Consider the following 18,629-nt stretch of genomic DNA (forward strand, 5'->3'; position numbering starts at 1 on the left):
CTAACTAACACTAAACAATGAATTTTGGGTAGTGTTGCATTGAAGGTTGTTAACGAAGGTACGACTTCTGTATTGATCAAAATATGGGTTGATACAGGAGACAAAACCGCTTCACTAGAAAAATTATAGCGTCGTTTCTTATCCGTATTATTTCAATATCACAGCCCCAGAATGGAAGTAAAAAAGTGAGTTAAGTTGAGCCGCGTTCAATTAATTGCCATTCGAGGATTTCATGGCTGTCATCGAGCTGCGGGTGCTTAATTTTATTGAGTAGCAGTTGAACGCTACGGATGCCAAATTGATGCATCGGCTGCACAATGGTACTTAATGGCGGTGTGGTTACTTCACCGAAGGGCACACCATCAAACCCTAACACAGCAATATCATTCGGAATATGCAATCCCTGCTGATGCAAAACACTCATTGCACCGCCTGCGATGACATCAGAAATCGCGAATACAGCATCGGGTTTGGGCGCATTTTGCAGTAACTTTTCCATGGCCTTCGCCCCCGCGGTGTAATCTAATTCTTCTACATACTCGATTTTACAATATTCAAAGCCAAGTTCAGTGAGTGCTTTTCGGTACCCTTGTTCCCGTTGTTGCGAATAGAGGTAACGCATATCACTGTTAATTAATGCAATGCGTTGGCGATTTTTCGCTGCTAAATGATAAACGCCTGCGCTAGCAGCTTGTGAATTATCAATAGTAACCGAAGAAGCACGAAATTCTGGATCCCCTTCACCACACTGCACCCACGGAAAATCCCCAATCATATCAGTAAGCCCCGGTAAACAACTCACAGCATCCATAGTGATGACGCCATCAACAACCTTACCTCTGAGTAAACTTAGATAAGCGGATTCACGCGTTGGATTGGATTCAGAATTACATAACAAAATATGATAGCCGTGGCGTTCCGCTTCTTCTTCAATACCACGTACAACCAATGAACAAAAGGGGTTAGTGATATTAGACACCAGCACCAATAGCATGCGACTACGCGAGGTACGTAGCTGGCGCGCTAATAAATTAGGTTGATAATTACACTGAGCGATGGCGGCGAGAACTTTATCTCGAGTTGCGGGTTTTACAATATGTTGATCATTCAATACCCGTGAAACCGTTGCGGCAGAGACTCCTGCAATTTTCGCCACTTTTTCTATCGACATTGTTCACTTTTCCTTTTGTCTATTGCCATGCACAGTATGCAACATCGCGATGAAAAGTACGATTGATACAATCAACTTGTGATGCAGATTGCAAATTTATCTTTTAGATCATTATTGAACCATTCAGCTAGTTGCTGAAAGAAACAATTTGGCTATATTTTATAAATGAAATCGATTTCAGTAAAAATGTAATCGATTTCATTTTTGGATTTAGCTGCCATTTAGTGAAAAGCCTCATTTTATAAACAATAAAACATGAGAGGTAATGAATGGATATACAACTACAGCTTGCGAAATGCGCTGATCGGAGTGAAGTCGCGCATTTGATTTATCACTCAACGAATGTCTGGTATCAACAACATGGTTTAGGCGCAATATTTCAGTCTGCGCCTGAAGAGTGCCATTTATTTGTTGATGTATACCAACAACTTGATCCTGACTACCACTGGTTAGCCCGTGATTCACAACTCAATATTCTTGGCTCGTGTTTTTTTCACCCACGAGAAACACATTTGAGCCTTGGGATTATGAATGTCCATCCCGACGCATTTGGACAGGGTATTGCAAAGAAATTACTGTCCAAAGCGGATGAATTAGCCGGAAATTTACCCATTCGCTTAATTTCAAGTGCCCTGAATTTAGACTCTTATTCTCTTTATCGCCGCGGCGGTTTTACACCTTATGCAATTTACCAAGACATGGTGATTTCAGTACCAGAGCAAGGCGTGAATCTCCCTCGCTTGACTGAAGGAATTGTGCGAGATGCTCGAACCGAAGACTTACCGGCTATTTTACAATTGGAAGCGGATTTATTAGGTATTAGTCGTCAGCGGGATATTGAATATTTTTTAAATGACACCAGCGGGTTATGGCGAATTGCAGTCTGGGAACATAACCAGCGCATCGAAGGTTATCTTGCCTCTATCGCACACCCCGCATCGAGGATGTTAGGGCCCGGCTGCAGCTATCGTGATGAGATAGCGCTGGATTTACTCGGTTGGATGCTAGACAAACATCATCGTGGTGCGAAGCCAGTCGTTTTAGTTCCCACAGAGCGAAGCGCACTGTGCCAAGCGCTATTACGATGGGGCGGTAGAATTTGTGAATTGCATCTTGCACAAGTCAAAGGTGCTGCGCAGAAACCAAGCGGCGTGGTTATGCCGTCCTTTTTACCTGAAAGTGGCTAATAAAAAATAGAAATTATTGGGGGTCTTATGGGTACGAATAGTCTTACTCAAGGTGGTAAAAATACTGCCCATGTATGGGTAGTACCGCGATTGGCGTTAATGATGTTCCTTCAATTTTTTGTGTGGGGGGCATGGTATGTCACGCTAGGGGTTGTCATGGGGAAATATGGTTTATCAGCAATTATTGGTGATGCCTATTCGACAGGACCCATCGCCTCTATTTTATCTCCTTTTGTACTAGGGATGGTGGTTGACCGTTTTTTTGCATCACAAAAAGTGCTTGGCGTGCTGCATCTCATCGGTGCCGCTTTATTATGGATGATCCCAAGTTACTTTACGGGGGGTCATAGCGGTCTGTTATGGATAATCTTTGGTTATATGCTTTGCTATATGCCAACTATTGCTCTTAGTAACAACGTTGCCTTTTATAGTTTACCGAACAGTGAGAAAGCGTTCCCAGTTGTGCGTGCATTCGGTACATTTGGTTGGATTGTTGCGGGGCTGATTGTCGGTTCAACAGGGTTATCAGATAGTACAGAAATTTTCACCTTGGCGGCAGTAGCTTCGTTGGTACTAGCGATTTACAGCTTTACATTACCACACACGCCAGCACCAGAGCGTGGTAAACCTGTTGCGATGCGCGACTTGTTATGCGCAGATGCGTTTGCCATGCTCAAGCAACGTCATTTCTTAGTTTTCATCATTTGTGCAATGCTGATCTCTATCCCATTGGCGGCTTACTATGCCTATGCGGCGCCATTTGTTGCGGCGACAGGATTTACTAACGTTGGTGGCGTGATGTCTTTAGGGCAGATGTCAGAACTGTTCTTTATGTTATTGATACCATTCTTCTTTGCTCGTCTTGGTATCAAAGTGATGTTGCTGATTGGGATGCTATCTTGGTGCTTACGTTATGTCATGTTTGCCTTAGGGATTGCTGAAGAACTGCGCTGGATGATTTATATCGGTATTTTCTTACATGGTATGTGTTATGACTTCTTCTTTGTTATTGGTTTTATCTATACAGACAAAGTTGCTGGCGAGAAAGTAAAAGGGCAGGCGCAGAGCTTGCTGGTCTTATTTACCTATGGCGTGGGGATGTTAATTGGTTCACAAATCAGTGGAATGCTGTTCAATAGCATTGTCACAACGGAAGGCGCAGCGGCTCTGCCACAATGGCAAAGTTTTTGGTGGTACCCAGCGATTGGTGCGTTACTGATTGCCGCATTGTTCTTCTTCACGTTCAACTATAAAGAAAAGCCAGTGGAGGAGAAATAAGATGGCAAATTTACGCGTCTTAGTCGTTGGTTGCGGCAATATGGGAGCCTCTCATGCAGAGGCTTACCACCGAATGGAGGGCGTTGATATATGCGGGCTGGTGGCTCGTGGTCATTCAAAAGATGCTCTCAATGAACATTTAGGTGGTGAATATGCCACGTTTGATAATTACGAACAGGCATTAAAAGCAACGCAACCAGATGCGGTTTGCTTAACGACATACCCTGATACGCATGAAGCTTATGCATTGTTAGCACTCAAGGCTGGCTGTCATGTGTTTATTGAAAAGCCGTTATCCACTACGGTTGAAGGGGCTAAGCGCGTCATTGCTGCTGCTAAACAAGCCCATCGACAAGTGGTGGTGGGTTATATCTTGCGTCATCACCCATCATGGCAACAATTCATTCATCTAGCGCATGAGCTGGGTAAGCCATTAGTGATGAGAATGAATTTGAATCAACAAAGCCATGGGCAGATGTGGAATGTACACCGTAACCTGATGCAATCACTGTCACCGATAGTTGACTGTGGCGTTCATTATTTAGATGTGATGTGCCAAATGACCCAAGCTCAGCCAGTGAGTGTCAGCGCTATTGGCGCAAGATTGACCGATGAATTACCAGACAATATGTATAACTATGGTCAATTACAGGTTCGTTTTGATGATGGCTCAGTGGGTTGGTATGAAGCGGGTTGGGGACCAATGATCAGCGAAACGGGGTATTTTATCAAAGATGTTATAGGCCCTCGCGGTGCGGTTTCGATAATGGCTCGGCATGGAGAAGGAAATAGCGACAATGTTGATGGGCACACACGCACTGACTCTTTACGTATTCATTATGCAGAGCTTGATAAAAACAATGCTTTTAAACATCCCGACCGTTGGGTTGACTGCCAAGATGAGCCAGACCATTTGGCGCTGTGCCTAAGTGAACAACGTTATTTTATTCAATCGATTACGGAACAATTTTCATTAGAACAGCATTTACAAGACGCACTCAATAGCTTGCGAATTGTTCTTGCTGCGGATGAAGCTGTGCGTACACAGCGCACTGTGATTTTAGGGAGTGAGTCATGAAAACAATCCAAGGTCCAGGTATTTTTCTAGCACAATTTATTGGTGAGAAAGCCCCTTTTAACTCATTAGAAAGCCTTGCTGAATGGGCATCAAGCCTAGGTTTTACATATATTCAAGTGCCAACGATCGACCCACGTATCTTTGATTTAGACTTGGCAGCCACAAGCCAAACTTATTGCGATGAGTTGGTTGCCATGTTACAGCAATATGGTATTCAGATCAGTGAGTTATCGACTCATATACAAGGCCAATTGATTGCGGTACATCCAGCGTATGACACTGTTTTTGATGGTTTTGCCCCAGTGAGTGTCAGAGGTAATCCTCTAAAGCGCCAACAGTGGGCGGTGGAGCAACTCATCAAAGCGGCAAAAGCCTCGCAGCGCCTAGGGTTAGTTACGCATGTAACTTTCTCAGGCGCACTGGCGTGGCCTTATTTTTACCCTTGGCCCCCTCACAATGCGCAACTATTTAACGAAGCATTTGCTGAACTTGCGCTGCGTTGGTTGCCTATTCTGAATGTGTTTGACGAGTGTGGCGTCGATGTATGTTACGAGTTGCATCCAGGGGAGGACTTACACGACGGCGTGACATTTGAGCGTTTTCTTGGGCTTGTGGATAACCACCCGCGTTGCCATATTCTCTACGATCCAAGTCATTTATTGCTCCAGCAAATGGATTATCTTGCGTTTATTGATTGCTATCATCAACGCATTCGCGCATTTCATGTCAAAGATGCGGAATATTCACCAAATGGCCGTAGCGGTATCTATGGCGGTTATCAATCATGGGTTGAGCGTGCAGGGCGTTTTCGCTCATTAGGGGATGGTCAGATTGATTTTGTATCTATTTTCAGCAAATTAACTCAGTACGGTTTTTCCGGTGTCGCTACAATGGAATGGGAGTGTTGCCTTAAATCCCCAGATGCCGGGGCGAAAGAGGGAGCCGACTTTATCGCCAATCATATTATTCCAGTGGTTGATCATGCCTTTGATGATTTTGCAGTGGTAGATACTAATCTTCAACAAATCAGAGCATTACTTGGGATCGTAAGTGATAAATAAAGGATAAGGCGATGAGACTAAAGCTGGGAATGGTTGGGGGCGGGGAAGGTGCATTTATTGGTGCAGTGCATCGATTAGCGGCTCGTATGGATGATGAGTTTGAGTTAGTTGCAGGTGCATTTTCTTCAGACGAGCAAAATTGTCAACGCACAGGGCAACGGCTGCATCTTGCTCCTGAACGTTGTTACGCCAGTTATCAGCAAATGGCGCAAAGTGAAGCCGCACGTGATGATGGCATTGATGTTGTTGCGATTGTCACGCCTAATCACCTGCATGCCCCTATTGCCGTTGAATTTTTGCGCTCAGGTATTGACGTTATCTGTGATAAACCATTGTGTACATCATACTCAGAAGCTTTGCAGCTTGCTGATGTTGTGCGAGAAACGGGTAGGCAACTGATTCTCACGCATAATTACAGTGCTTATCCGTTAATTCGTGAAGCGCGCAGCCGGATATTAGCAGGGGAACTAGGAGAAATTCGTTATATTGAAGTGGAGTATTTGCAGCAGTGGTTAGCAACACGATTAGAGGAAACTGAAAACAAGCAGGCGAATTGGCGTACCGATCCAAAAAAAGCGGGGGTGGGCTGTATCGGCGATATCGGTACTCATGCGTGGCAGTTAGCTTCATTCGTCACAGGGATGTTACCAGAGTCCATTCGTGCTGAACTCACATCAATGATCCCAGGAAGAGTGCTAGATGACGATGTGCGTGTGCAAATGCGTTATCACAACGGAGCAAAAGGGCGTCTATGGGCGAGCCAAGTGGCTTGCGGTGAAGAAAATGGGTTGCGACTACGCATATATGGCAGCCAAGGGAGTCTTTCATTTTCCCAAGAAAATCCTAATCAATTATGGTTAAAACCATTTGATTCGCCCATGTACTGTGTGTCTCGGGGATCAATGTCTCAATGGGAGGAAAACCGTGCGATGATAAGGGTTCCAGCCGGGCATCCCGAAGGATATTTAGAAGGTTTTGCACAAATTTACCGTGAGGCAGCAACTCGTTTACGCGAGGGAGGTGGCGCATCACCGCTATTACCGGGTATTGAAATTGGCCTACAGGGGATGGCTTTTATTGATGCTGCAAAACGTAGCGATGATAACTGTGGTCAATGGATTGATTTTACGCAATATCGTTGCTCATCATAATCTCTGTGATGGATGGTATGAGGCTAATGTGAAATTGAGAGTACTATCACCGAGTTAAAAAAGAAACCCAGCCAGAAAATATGAAGTTTGCTGACATATTATCATATTAATGAGTTGGTAGAATCCCGTTAATTACAGTTATAACCTCTGTGTAATATATTACCACACAGAGGCTGTAATAATTATATTTTGATAGTTACATCAGTTTCGTTATATATTTTGTAAGAAATCGAATATATATCGGATGGCACTACCGGAATGATAAATCCTACAACATTCATACCGTACAGTGTATCAGCTTTTAAGTTTTTATATTCATAGTATTTACCGTTTTTTGTCTTGACTATAAATTTTGTGTCAGGAGTAAATTTATTTACACTATCAAATTCTATTGCTATAGATGTATCCCTTAATAAGGTGTCTTTTCCTATGTAAATATTACTGATACCGGTGTTTTCACTATCAGGTAATGGAATTTTTTTACCATTAATAATTACAGAGTAATTGTAATTAATAGGGTATACGTTAACTGAATTTGATAAGTTATAATATTTTCCTGTTGCATTAGGGTCATTATAAAGGTCTATTGAGTCACCTGCTCTTAAAGACTTAGGATAATAGAAGTTAGGTATTTTATCTATTTTTTGATTTTCAATTATACTTTTTGATATTTGATATTTTCTTATTTTTTGTTGAGCATTAACTGAGTTGTACGAAAAGACAATTTGTGAATATGAATAAATAAAGCTAACTAAAGATAATGTACTTATTACTGATAGGGTTGATAGAGATATTATACTTTTATTTTTTGTATTTAGGATATGGCTAATAGAGAAAGAGCAAGAAATAATATAAAAAAGATGTGGGCCACTAAGTGCTCTAGTCGGAAATGTTGGCGACACCACCATCGATAACGTACTTAACAATCCTAATATAATGAAAAGTAAAGAAAGATAAAAGTTATTGCATTTTTTGTTTTTAATATATGAGGTTAATAGTACTAAGGAAACTAGTATAGGTATCCATGTTTTACTTAATGCATATGGCAATTTATCAGATAAAAATAACCATATTTTACTCACCAAGCTTAATTCATAAAATTCAGTAGATAAAGCCGCTCTATTGAGATTACCAGGACTAAAAATTAGCACTGAGAACCCTATAAAAACAAGTAATGTAGATAAAAATAATATTTTATTTTTTTCTTTATAATAAAGAAATGAAGAGGTTATTAAGGATGTAAGTAGTACAATCCAAGTAGTATTTTCATTGCTACAGCCTGCAAAGAATGAGACGAGAAGAAGTAAAGTAATGCCTTTTCTTTCTTTAAAGTATCTTATTAATGCATAAATGAAAGTAACAACAAATAGATTGGTTAAAAGATAGTTAGCAGCGCCAACAATCCAGAAAACAATTTGTCCAATATTTGGAATTGTAATCCAGTAAATAAAGAATAAAGTTAAAAACTGGAGGTTGAAATATCGATTTGACTTATTGAGGCTATTGCCAATTTTTGTAATTAAAAATAAAAGAATAGTTACAATAATTGCAATGGTTGTTGATTTTAGTATTTGAGAATCCGTACTAAGTAGTAAGGTACTAAAATAATCAGAGACAAAACGGCCACTCCATGAAAAGTAATGGTTTAAATGAACGGCGATTGAATTCCCTTTGATATAATAAACAAAGTCATCTGACTGCATTGGAGTTAGGTATTCAATTATAAAAATAAATATAAAAGGTATTAGTATAATTAAATTACTTAAGTTAAAAATACGATTATTCATCAGAATTTTCCATTTTTTTTATGTTTTTCAATATATATTTAGGTCGTTGTTTACTTTCAATATAGATACGCCCGATGTATTCACCTAATACACCAATACCAATAAGCTGTACACCACCTAAAAATAGAATAGAAACAAGTAAAGAAGGATACCCAGGAACAGGGTTGCCCCAAATTAATTTATCTACCATCATCCAACCACCATAGATAAAAGATACAAGAGCGACAAATAAACCAATATAAGTCCAAACGCGTAATGGAAAAGTAGAAAAGCTAGTGACACCTTCTAACGCTAAATTCCATAATTTCCAGCCATTAAATTTACTTTCGCCAGCAGATCTCTCAGCTCTGTTATATTCAACAACATCAATTTTTCCACCTACCCATGAAAGAATCCCTTTCATAAATAAATTACGCTCAGGTAATAATTTTATATATTCGACGCTCTGGCGAGATATTAATCTAAAATCGCCGACATTTTCTTCAATCTCAGGTGAGCTAATCTTATTATGTAGCTTGTAAAACCACTCGGCTGTTTTGCGTTTTAACCATGTATCGCTAGAACGATCAGCTCTTTTTGCGAGAACAATATCTGCGCCTTGTTGCCATTTTTCTATAAGTAATGGAATCACATCGATAGGATCTTGAAGGTCTACATCAATGGGAATTACAGCTTCTCCAGTTGCATGCTCAAGGCCCGCAAATAAAGCGGGTTCCTTACCAAAATTTCGCGTGAAGTTTAAAGGGAGCACTAAAGGGTCAGCAATAGCTAATGCATTGATAATATTTTCAGTGCTGTCTTTACTTCCATCATTTATGAAGACTATTTCGATATCATATTGATTAAGAATCGGGTGTTCTCTTACTGACTTATAAAATATAGGGATAGCTTCTTCTTCGTTATAAACTGGTACTACTAATGATATTTTCATTGTGGAGTATCTCTGAAAACAAAGATTTTGGAGTAAAGGAAACCTAATACGAGGCTAATGGAAGAAAAAATTATTAAGGTTGCGATAGGTGGTAATCGTAGTTGGTCAGCGGCATAGCCTGTTAGGTAGCTTAGAAGCCCCATAAATAAGGTAAATGATATGTACCGTGTTGCTGTAGCTTTGGCTTTAAAAGTGAATTTTGCATTAGCAAAAAAGGAAAAACTGACCGCGGCGATAAAGCCTATTAAGTTAGCTATAGCTTGAGAGGTTGAAAGAAATACTGTCAGTAGTCCAAAAATAGACCAATGTATAAGAGTGTTTAAAATTCCAACCGAAAAGTATTTAGTAAATAACTTAATCATTTCAATCATTCGTATTGAGAAGAGAATAAGTAATTTAGTATACCTGAATATACTTATTGATGCAGCATACCAATAAGAAGAGTTTATGTGGAACGCTGTGTTAATCTTACTTTTCGAAACGCTATTTTTCTGGGCTCGATCAGAAAATTGCCACCAATATATTAGTTGAATTAGGGTTTTTACCTCAAGCGTCAGTGGTGAGTAAGCGGTTAACCGGTAGCGAAGTTTCCTATATCCACTCTTGTTGAATAATTTCGACCGGTTAAAAAGAAAAAGAGTATTAAATTTATTAACTCAATGAGTAATTGATTTAGAGAACAGCTGGATAATAACAATTCCCAGCGCAATACATGCCAGACCAATTAATGCTGGAAAATCAAGTTTCTGTTTATAAACAAAAAATGATAATGCTGAAACAAGAAATATTCCTGCTCCAGCCCATATCGCATAGGCGATACCAATATTCATACTTTTTACAACTTGGGATAAGCCATAAAAAGAAATGGCATAACCAATAACGACAATAATGCTGGGCACCAACTTGGTAAACCCATCAGACGCCTTCATCATGGTTGTCGCGGTTGTTTCAGCTATGATAGACACCATTAAGATTGCGTACACTTTCAGCATAAAAACCTCTTTAACTTATTTAGCAAACATTCCAAAATGACAATTCTAAACTATGTTTGAGATAAAAATGTCATCATAGCTATGAAACTCAACGCTTAAGTAAGCGTTTATACCAAGGGACAGGAACAGGGTGTACAATAGCCCGCAAAGCACGTGCATAATCCATAATTAATCCTGGGGTCCATGCCATCATCAGCGCACGCCGACGAATTTGAGCCGCAATCCATAACTCTGGCATACAAAGTACATTTAAAATCCCGATAAAATCACTTCTCTTTTGCATAGACAAAACGCCATCCAACGCAGCTTCCAAACCATATGCAACACTGCTGGAACAGTTTTGATATGTTAGGTTATAAATAGGATATTGGCGATATTTTTCCCAAAAACTCAATAAAGAAGCATAGTTATAAACATTGAAAACAATCTGTCTGTCAGATTCACACCATTCGGATGCTTCAGCTTGATAATTAGGCAAGAAACGCCCCGGAACGTTATTATCAGCGGTTGCTTTTAGTAGCCTGAAAAATTCTGAAGGAGAGCGATCAATATCTTCTTCAGGGTATAAGCTGATATAGAGGTGCGGATAGAGTTCTAGAGATGCATGCCCCGTAGAGATTACCCCCTCAGAATCAACAGCCGCAATATAACGATTAATAATTGGCCGTGGTACAGGACGTTGGTTTGCGGAGCCTTCGGGGGTCCAGATATGAACAGTCAAAATAGTACCTTGTTCAGTTGATCTATTTAAAGTAGGGGACTGTAGGTTTTCCGTTATTGGTCGCGTAGCCCCTTTTTTCTTAAACGATACAGGTAAAGGACGCATCAGTTCAAATATGGATGTTCCTCGTTGGATATGACGGGCTCGAAATGCTAACTTCAGGCATCCAAATCCACTTCCTATCATCAAAAAGCCGATGAAAAAAGAAATTGTTGCTTGGTGATGGGTAAACAGAAAAAAGGCAAACAGCATTTCAATTACGCCCCATAACAGGATTAATTGCCATCCAGGAAAACGTACGATCCAAGCTGATGCAACAACAAACAATCCGGTAATAAAAAAAACAAAACCGAACATCGCTGACAGTAATACATTGCTATATGTTTGATTAATTAAGATAACCAATGCACAGAATAAAAACAAACCACCTTTAAAGAAGAGTATCGTTTTTTGTGTCCCAATTCCACTTGAAGCGACACTTAATGTGATCAGACTTTCAAGTAACAATAGAAAACCAAACAAATGTATTGGAAAAAAAAGAATACCATCAATACCATCAATAAAAATAAAGATACCAATAAAACACCAAAGGAGCCCAATCCCCCAGAGGTAATGTGCTTTTCCTCTGATAAATTCGGCACCGAAAAGTAATAATGCAATTTGTAGCATCACTTATCCTTTGTTATTACATCAATTTTAGGATACTTCACCCAAAATAAACCAATTCCCAACAATCATTACTGGCTTGTTATGACTAAAAATAACACTTCCACGATCTTCTATATTCCACCAACGACCTTCTTTATCTTTCAAACAAAAGGTTATTATTGGAAGAGTGGTCTGAGCTTGCTCTTGTTCCCAATGTCGAGCGAGTTTTTCTCGGTCGTCAGGGTGAATAGATTCCATAATTTGTCTTAGAGCGGAAAGGGTTATTAAATCAGCCTTCGGATATGAACAATCTGTATTTCCCCATTCTATAGCACCATTATCTAGATTAAGTTGATATACTAGGTGCTGCGGTTTATAAGCCCCTTGTGTGTCATCAATTCTATGAGTACTTCGAGCGACAACCCGCAAAAAAACCATTAATAATGATATTACGGTCAAATATCCCTGTATTAACCACAGTGATTCATGGCGAAATAGGCCATGAAGGTAAAAAGGACCTTGCTGATTACGAGTGTAATAGATTGTAATAGTGGCAAGTATTAATAGTGCGATTGATCCTCCTCTGTTTCCCCATAGCATAGACAGGGTAACAGCAAGCAAAATAGGGATGCAGAGTAGTGATAATTTAGCAGTATTACGATGCTGATGAAAATAGGAATAGTATATCTGTATCGCAGTATCATTGAATATTAATATTGTGCTAATAATAAGAAGAATAAAAACAATACTTCCCCAAATTATATTAATTTTGAAAGAAGGCACCACCCTTTTGAAATGGGTATTAATTAGCCCCATAATCACTGTTGTCGCAAATATGTTGCCAGTAATATCAGCAATAAAACCATCCCAGAAAATATCATTAAGTGATGTATTATCAAACCAATACAAACTGATAGAAAATAAAACTGCATCTGCAAAACTGACAATTATTACTGCCGATAGCCATAACAATATTAGTTGCAGATCATCTCCTCTCTGAGCATACCTACGGACAATCCAAGCAATAGCAATACAAGAAAGTACAGCTAGAGCGGCGTATATAAGTGAAAGGGTGATTTGCTCATTATCGAAGCCATTCAGAATCAAGTTTAATACAACGAAGCCAATCAGTAATGGTAACCATTGGCGCTTGTGCATACATAAAAAAGCGGTTGTTGCGACTCCCGCAGGAAACCAGACAACAGAAATATCTGAATTCTCTGGTGTAAGTATTTCGGAGATTTCACCTGTTACGTAATAAAGTAATAGCCATCCTATTATTACGATTAGCGTGGTCTTATTTGATAGCAAGGATGTTTTCATAGTTTATTTCAGGTTATACATCATAAAGTTATGTTTGGCCTTATCTTAACGCAAAAAGGTCTACATCATTTCTCTTTTCAAAAAATATCAAAATGATATCTTGAGGTATAGCTATTATTATATTTTTTCCTGTATTTTTAGACACTTTTTATTTCTTATTTTAGTATGAGTTCGGCTCTGTAGGTACTTCAATGAACATTACGCTCCCAGTCAAAGCTAATAGCACCCCAAATCTGAATTTTTTAAAATATAAAACATGGCTTGTTGTTTTCATAGACAGCTATTCGTGAAAGATACCCAACGTCATATAAAGCAATACTCGAGCAATAATGGCAAAAATTGAACGTGTTCACCACAATTAAAAATAGCTAACTATGCCCCGCAGGGAATTATGTGCTCAAAGGCGAGAGTTATACCAAAGCGGAAGGGGATATGCGGAGCCAAGCTAAGGCGAGTTATCAGCCATCGGGGGATTATGCAATAAACACAGCACTCAATAACGGGCTTAATACTAAGCTAAACACGAGTAGTGTTGACCAATCAACGGGCGAATCAACAACGAGTGTGATGAGCGAGAAGGCCGTCAGCGATGTATTACAAAACGCGGTTAACCTGAATACGGTCTATCCCGTTGGTATTGTTGTGAGGTTCGCGCAAAACAAGAACCCCAATACGTTATTCCCTGGTACAAAATGGCAGTATATTGATGAAAACAAAACCATTAGTTTAGCCGCGTCAAGTGGCTCGAATGTCTTCACACCAGGTGGTTCGGATTTAGTGACCATTGGTAAAGGCCATCTACCCGTAGTGCCATTAAAGTATTTAGGAACAACTGTAAGTAGCAGAGGGCATACTCATACCCGAGGAACGATGAATATCACGTGTGAGATTGGATATATCCGGAGTGATAATGCTATTCACTCTATGGCAACAGGCGCTTTTAGTCTTGCTAACGGGGGAACTAGCTATAATAGTAATAACACAACTAGCGGCTATAAATATGTATTTAACGCATCTAAAACATGGTCAGGTGAAACGTCTAATAGTGGAGCACACACGCATACCTATTCAGGTAACACGGAAAACCTCGGTTCAGGAACGGCCTTAACAGTTACCAACGCCTATATCATGTTGATGGGGTGGTATCGAGTCAGTTAGTATCAGCATATTAATGCACAATATTCAACTCAATGTGAAGCATATATGGAAAAATAAAAGTAAGTAAATCTAATGAAATCACTGTATAATTTAGATTAGACTCTGTAGATTATACAGTTAAATAATTATGATGATAGCACTATGGAAATTTTAAAAAAAATCAATAGATATAGAAACATACAAACAAAAAAAATCAAACTAAAATTAAAATTATTATTTATGAACTTTTGTTATCGGGAGAGAGATTCAACGATAGCTGAGTATAATAATGTATGCTTTTTTATGCATACGCAGGCTATTGGTGATTCTATTATTACATCTGGATTAATTGAAAGAATCAGACGTAGTGGTAGAAAAGTATTTATTGTAGGACCAGAAAAAATAAGATTTTTATTTAATAGCATAATAGTAGTTGATGGATTTTACTCATTTAATAAGAAAAAAATACCGGAGCTTATCATTGAATTGAGTAAAGTAGATATTGATTTGGTTATTGATACATTTGATTTCGATCATTCTGTTTCATATAGACTAAAAACACTTTTTTTATTAAAGCCCAAGAAATCAATTGGTTTTGGTCACCCTAAAGGAACAATTTTTGATGTAAATATAGTAAATGATAATAGTGATGCTCACTTGTCTGAAAGGATGAAGAAAATACTTAAAATTATTGGGTTGAATGATAATAGCTATGGGTATTCTTTATCATTTTTAAGTGATGAATTTAAAGTTGCGCATGATTATGCTAATGCTATAAAGAAAACTGATAAATTAGTAGTTTTCAATCCTTTTGGTTCTCACCCTGCTCGTTCACTTTCAATGGAGCAAATAAATAAAATTATTATTTATTTAAATGTGCTTGAAGGATATAAAACAGTTTTCTTTAATTTGGATTGTGATTTTTCATGTGATTATTTAAATAATGTTATCTTGAACCCATTCAGAAATGCAGGAGAATCTTTTGCTCTAGCTAGTAATGCAGATATTATAATTACTGTTGATACTTCAATGGTTCACTTAGCAAGTGCATTTAATATTAAACAATATTGTATTTATAATAATAGGCTAAATAATGGTACGCAAAATAATAATATCATGTTTGGTCCAAACAATGATAAGGCAGTTCAATTGACAACAAATGAGTATCTCCAAACTGAGGATGGTGATGATATTCATAATTTTGATATTTCATTACTTATTGATGCAATCAATGATGATTTAAATTCCTTAAAGTGATAAAAGGATGTCTAGATAGATTAACATTTAATAAATCATCTAGACATGACTTTTTTGTTATGGTTATGTATGAAAAATAATTTTAGTTTTCATATCTGTAATATATGTGCAATTTTCAGGGATATTTGTCAGAACTAGTGACATTGCACCTATTTTTGCATTATTACCAATTATTATGTTCCCCCCTAAAATAGTGGAGCCACAACCTATAACGACATTATTCCCTATTACTATGCTGTAAGGATTTTTTCTCCATCCGATTGTTATATTTTGATAACAAGTAAAATTATCACCAATTATAGCGTGTTTTGTTATTATAATTGATGAGAAGTGATGTATTTTCAATCCGATTCCAATGGTTGCACCTAGTTCTATTTCAGTATTGTATTTATGTATTAGTTTATTTTGAATTTTACTAGCGGTACGTCTATAATGCTTATTGGTTGATGAATGCATACAGTTTGCCAATCTCCACCAAAAAATAAAATTAGCTCTATTTCCTTTAGCTATGCGCTTGAGTAATCTAATCCACGAAAACGATTTATTATTCAAAAATTCAACTTCCCAGAATTTCTTGAGCTCCTTTGTGTCTGAAGTGATAATAAAAAATAGTATAATCATATAGTTCATGAAACATAACCTTCTAAATTGATTTGCTAATACCGGTGAATTGGATTCATATTATGTATATTATCAGTCATTAAGTCTTTCTAAAAGTATGCTCCATTATAAACCTGATTTAGTGGAGCATTGGTAGAGGATTGTGGCCTTAAAGGATTATAAATAACTTATGCGTAAGAATAAGAATTTCTCACTATAGTAGAGAAACACTACTATCTAATTAATTTTATTATATATTTATTCCTGCTTATAGTGAGAGTGTTATAACTGATGGTAAATAGATTTATCACAATGAATTTAAAACTCTCAGGGCCGTTAGGTTGTGTGGGTTCAAGTTCCGAACTGGCTACCAAAAAAATTTTACTTATTCAACTAATTATAGTATGAGTCGTCACCAAAATGTTTCACACTCACCCTTTTCATTCACAAAATTAGATGATAAATCGACTCCTCTCTTGATGAATAGCATTAATAATAACGAGTTACTTGATTGTGAATTTAGCTTTTATAGAACCGATAGAAGCGGTAAGTTGATAGTCTATAAAACAATCAAATTGACTAATGCATCAATCGTAAGCATTAGTAATCACCATCCAAATGCCCTAGACAATAATGATGCACAAGCTTATGAAACAGTATCGATGAAGTATGAAAGTATCACCTGTGAACATAAAGCTGCAAATACCTCAAGTTATAGTATTACACAAAACCTAGTTAATTAATTTTATTGAGGTGATTTATGGTGATGTCATTCAAAGTGCTAGAGGGGGATAGGACTACATGCGGTGGAAGAGTATTAGAGGGGAGTGCATTAGCACATCGGGGTGGTATTAATTTTAAGCGACAAGCCGTTCAAGGTAATAAAGTTACATGTGGTGTTCATGCAGGAAGGTATGAAATAGTAGGGGGAGATTTTACTCATTTAATTGGGGGGTAACCAGCTGCTGATACCCGCAAAAGTTATTCAACGTGTCCGTGTCACGCCGCTTTTATTCTTTCTAATATCATAGGTGAATGCACGGCTTTAGATAATCTCATTCCTGATGGGGTTTATGTGTGGACAGAAAGAGTAGGCTCTGGGCACTCGTATGTTTCATTACATAAAAATAACCAAATAACAGTTTATACTTATGGTAGATTTGGTCGGACTGGTACACTTGGCATTGTGGGGGATGGTATCTTAATTCGCCTTATAGGTGAGGATGCACGAAATTACTACCGACACGAGTTATACAAAATGAATGCTCGGGTTTTTGCTATAAATGATGCCAATATACAGCAAGTAGAAGCTCACTTTATGGTGTTGTGGAGGGACGGATCTTCCCCTGTTGGATTATCTCCTAATGTGGGCGATGCAACTAAAAAGTATGGGCACACAATAAACATTTATGATTTATCAACGAGTAATTGTACAACACAAACAGTAAATGCAATAAAAGCAGGTGGCTCGAAGGTTTTTGAAAAAGAATTATCATCTGTTCGTTCGGGTTATTCGTTAGCCAGATATATTGTGACTGGTCAGGAATCTTTTGTGGTTCCCGCATCTTTAGAGGATTACATGGTTGGTAAGAAACAAGATTTATCTTCTCTTGTTGTCGTAGAAGTAACTGGGTTATTCAAAGAGCAGTATCCAAATGTCACAGGTGTTACACCTATGGAAAAAAGTAAATCGAGAACATTGTTTGAAGCCGCATCTGGTGCAGCATCTATGGTTGGATATCATACCGATTTTTCTGGAGAAGAAACAATGGGGATAATTGGACAATTACTTTACGGGGACGAAATTAATGGGAATTAAATTATTCGTAAAGTGGGGATTAACGCTTGGTATTATTGTAGCAAATTACGTTATATTATTTTTATTGAATGCAGGAATGGCTATTAACCAAAAATATCAAATGGGGCAGCCATGGTCAGATAATATGACTACAATACAATTAAGAGCAGTTATTAATGAACTACTGGATACCAGTGTGTTAATTTCATTTGTAACATTGTTTTCGTTTCCAGCTAGTCTATTATTAATAGTGATAATACATAAAATACTAAAATGAGATTTTGATAATTCAACTAAGGATTGGTGTGGATAATGCTCGTATCTGTTTTAACACATGATGCCTTTTCTAGTGAGTTTGATAAGTGGTACAAATTATTTTTTTGTAGCTTTATCTTACCTATTTTCATGGAATAGCCTAACCGTGGAAGTATTGTTGAATTTATATTTCCAATAGTTTTACTTAACATTTTACTAGTCAGAACAATCAAACTTAAATTATGAACCCTAAG

Annotated in this window: 19 protein-coding genes; 11 read left to right on the forward strand and 8 right to left on the reverse strand. The window is 37.9% G+C overall.

Annotated elements, in window-relative coordinates:
• Window positions 1-190 precede the first annotated feature (190 nt).
• On the reverse strand, window positions 191-1,171 hold the full coding sequence (locus P3L40_RS07755) for a LacI family DNA-binding transcriptional regulator (RefSeq protein WP_210852251.1): 981 nt from the start codon (window positions 1,169-1,171) through the stop codon (window positions 191-193).
• 269 nt (window positions 1,172-1,440) lie between these two features.
• On the opposite strand from P3L40_RS07755, the gene P3L40_RS07760 reads away from it, so the two are divergent.
• The 5 genes from P3L40_RS07760 to P3L40_RS07780 are packed head-to-tail and all read left to right on the forward strand — an operon-like array spanning window position 1,441 to window position 6,926.
• Entirely contained in the window at window positions 1,441-2,358 is a 918-nt protein-coding gene (locus tag P3L40_RS07760; protein WP_210852252.1) for a GNAT family N-acetyltransferase, read from the forward strand.
• A 27-nt stretch (window positions 2,359-2,385) separates the two neighbouring features.
• Window positions 2,386-3,636, forward strand: a complete 1,251-nt coding sequence (locus tag P3L40_RS07765; protein WP_210852254.1) for an MFS transporter — start codon at window positions 2,386-2,388, stop codon at window positions 3,634-3,636.
• Between the two features lies 1 nt (window position 3,637).
• Window positions 3,638-4,714: a Gfo/Idh/MocA family protein gene (locus P3L40_RS07770; RefSeq protein ID WP_210852257.1), complete on the forward strand. Its 1,077-nt coding sequence runs from the start codon at window positions 3,638-3,640 to the stop codon at window positions 4,712-4,714.
• Entirely contained in the window at window positions 4,711-5,775 is a 1,065-nt protein-coding gene (locus P3L40_RS07775) for a sugar phosphate isomerase/epimerase family protein (protein WP_004261652.1), read from the forward strand. The genes P3L40_RS07770 and P3L40_RS07775 overlap by 4 nt, the downstream gene beginning before the upstream one ends.
• Window positions 5,776-5,786: 11 nt before the next feature.
• The gene (locus P3L40_RS07780; RefSeq protein ID WP_210852259.1) at window positions 5,787-6,926 is read left to right on the forward strand and encodes a Gfo/Idh/MocA family protein; all 1,140 of its coding nucleotides are present in this window, start codon (window positions 5,787-5,789) and stop codon (window positions 6,924-6,926) included.
• Between the two features lie 182 nt (window positions 6,927-7,108).
• Here P3L40_RS07780 and P3L40_RS07785 read toward each other — a convergent pair whose 3' ends face one another.
• The 6 genes from P3L40_RS07785 to P3L40_RS07810 form a co-directional block, all read right to left on the reverse strand.
• On the reverse strand, window positions 7,109-8,713 hold the full coding sequence (locus tag P3L40_RS07785; RefSeq protein ID WP_172766923.1) for a DUF6056 family protein: 1,605 nt from the start codon (window positions 8,711-8,713) through the stop codon (window positions 7,109-7,111).
• Window positions 8,706-9,644 carry a glycosyltransferase family 2 protein gene (locus P3L40_RS07790; protein WP_136134889.1) on the reverse strand — a complete coding sequence of 313 codons (939 nt, stop codon included), beginning with the start codon at window positions 9,642-9,644 and terminating at the stop codon, window positions 8,706-8,708. The genes P3L40_RS07785 and P3L40_RS07790 overlap by 8 nt, the downstream gene beginning before the upstream one ends.
• Window positions 9,641-10,006, reverse strand: coding sequence for a GtrA family protein (locus P3L40_RS07795; protein WP_110592608.1), 366 nt, complete (start codon window positions 10,004-10,006; stop codon window positions 9,641-9,643). The genes P3L40_RS07790 and P3L40_RS07795 overlap by 4 nt, the downstream gene beginning before the upstream one ends.
• Window positions 10,007-10,300: 294 nt before the next feature.
• Entirely contained in the window at window positions 10,301-10,633 is a 333-nt protein-coding gene (locus P3L40_RS07800; protein ID WP_371021498.1) for a DMT family transporter, read from the reverse strand.
• 91 nt (window positions 10,634-10,724) lie between these two features.
• Window positions 10,725-12,026, reverse strand: a complete 1,302-nt coding sequence (locus P3L40_RS07805; protein WP_210852260.1) for an HdeD family acid-resistance protein — start codon at window positions 12,024-12,026, stop codon at window positions 10,725-10,727.
• Window positions 12,027-12,053: 27 nt separating this feature from the next.
• The gene (locus tag P3L40_RS07810) at window positions 12,054-13,328 is read right to left on the reverse strand and encodes an MASE1 domain-containing protein (protein WP_136134887.1); all 1,275 of its coding nucleotides are present in this window, start codon (window positions 13,326-13,328) and stop codon (window positions 12,054-12,056) included.
• 393 nt (window positions 13,329-13,721) lie between these two features.
• Here P3L40_RS07810 and P3L40_RS07815 point away from each other — a divergent pair, with 393 nt between their 5' ends.
• Together P3L40_RS07815 and P3L40_RS07820 are read left to right on the forward strand one after the other, a co-directional pair.
• Window positions 13,722-14,486 carry a phage baseplate protein gene (locus P3L40_RS07815; protein WP_136134886.1) on the forward strand — a complete coding sequence of 255 codons (765 nt, stop codon included), beginning with the start codon at window positions 13,722-13,724 and terminating at the stop codon, window positions 14,484-14,486.
• A 141-nt stretch (window positions 14,487-14,627) separates the two neighbouring features.
• Complete coding sequence (locus P3L40_RS07820) at window positions 14,628-15,722, forward strand: glycosyltransferase family 9 protein (protein ID WP_136134885.1); 1,095 nt, start codon at window positions 14,628-14,630, stop codon at window positions 15,720-15,722.
• Between the two features lie 63 nt (window positions 15,723-15,785).
• On the opposite strand, the gene P3L40_RS07825 is transcribed toward P3L40_RS07820, so the two are convergent.
• Complete coding sequence (locus tag P3L40_RS07825) at window positions 15,786-16,352, reverse strand: serine acetyltransferase (RefSeq protein ID WP_136134884.1); 567 nt, start codon at window positions 16,350-16,352, stop codon at window positions 15,786-15,788.
• 374 nt (window positions 16,353-16,726) lie between these two features.
• On the opposite strand from P3L40_RS07825, the gene tssD reads away from it, so the two are divergent.
• The 4 genes from tssD to P3L40_RS07835 all read left to right on the forward strand — a co-directional run bounded on the left by tssD (window position 16,727) and on the right by P3L40_RS07835 (window position 18,397).
• Window positions 16,727-17,065 carry a type VI secretion system tube protein TssD gene (gene tssD, locus P3L40_RS25120; RefSeq protein WP_136134883.1) on the forward strand — a complete coding sequence of 113 codons (339 nt, stop codon included), beginning with the start codon at window positions 16,727-16,729 and terminating at the stop codon, window positions 17,063-17,065.
• A 23-nt stretch (window positions 17,066-17,088) separates the two neighbouring features.
• Window positions 17,089-17,280: a PAAR domain-containing protein gene (locus tag P3L40_RS25125; protein WP_210852261.1), complete on the forward strand. Its 192-nt coding sequence runs from the start codon at window positions 17,089-17,091 to the stop codon at window positions 17,278-17,280.
• A 117-nt stretch (window positions 17,281-17,397) separates the two neighbouring features.
• Window positions 17,398-18,141 (forward strand): hypothetical protein, encoded by a 744-nt coding sequence (locus P3L40_RS07830; RefSeq protein ID WP_136134881.1) that lies wholly within the window; start codon window positions 17,398-17,400, stop codon window positions 18,139-18,141.
• The gene (locus tag P3L40_RS07835; protein ID WP_136134880.1) at window positions 18,131-18,397 is read left to right on the forward strand and encodes a hypothetical protein; all 267 of its coding nucleotides are present in this window, start codon (window positions 18,131-18,133) and stop codon (window positions 18,395-18,397) included. Before P3L40_RS07830 ends, P3L40_RS07835 begins: the two co-directional genes overlap by 11 nt.
• The last annotated feature ends 232 nt before the right edge of the window (window positions 18,398-18,629 follow it).

This window comes from Providencia sp. PROV040 (assembly GCF_032706145.1).
GTDB classification, from domain to species: Bacteria; Pseudomonadota; Gammaproteobacteria; order Enterobacterales; family Enterobacteriaceae; genus Providencia; species Providencia hangzhouensis.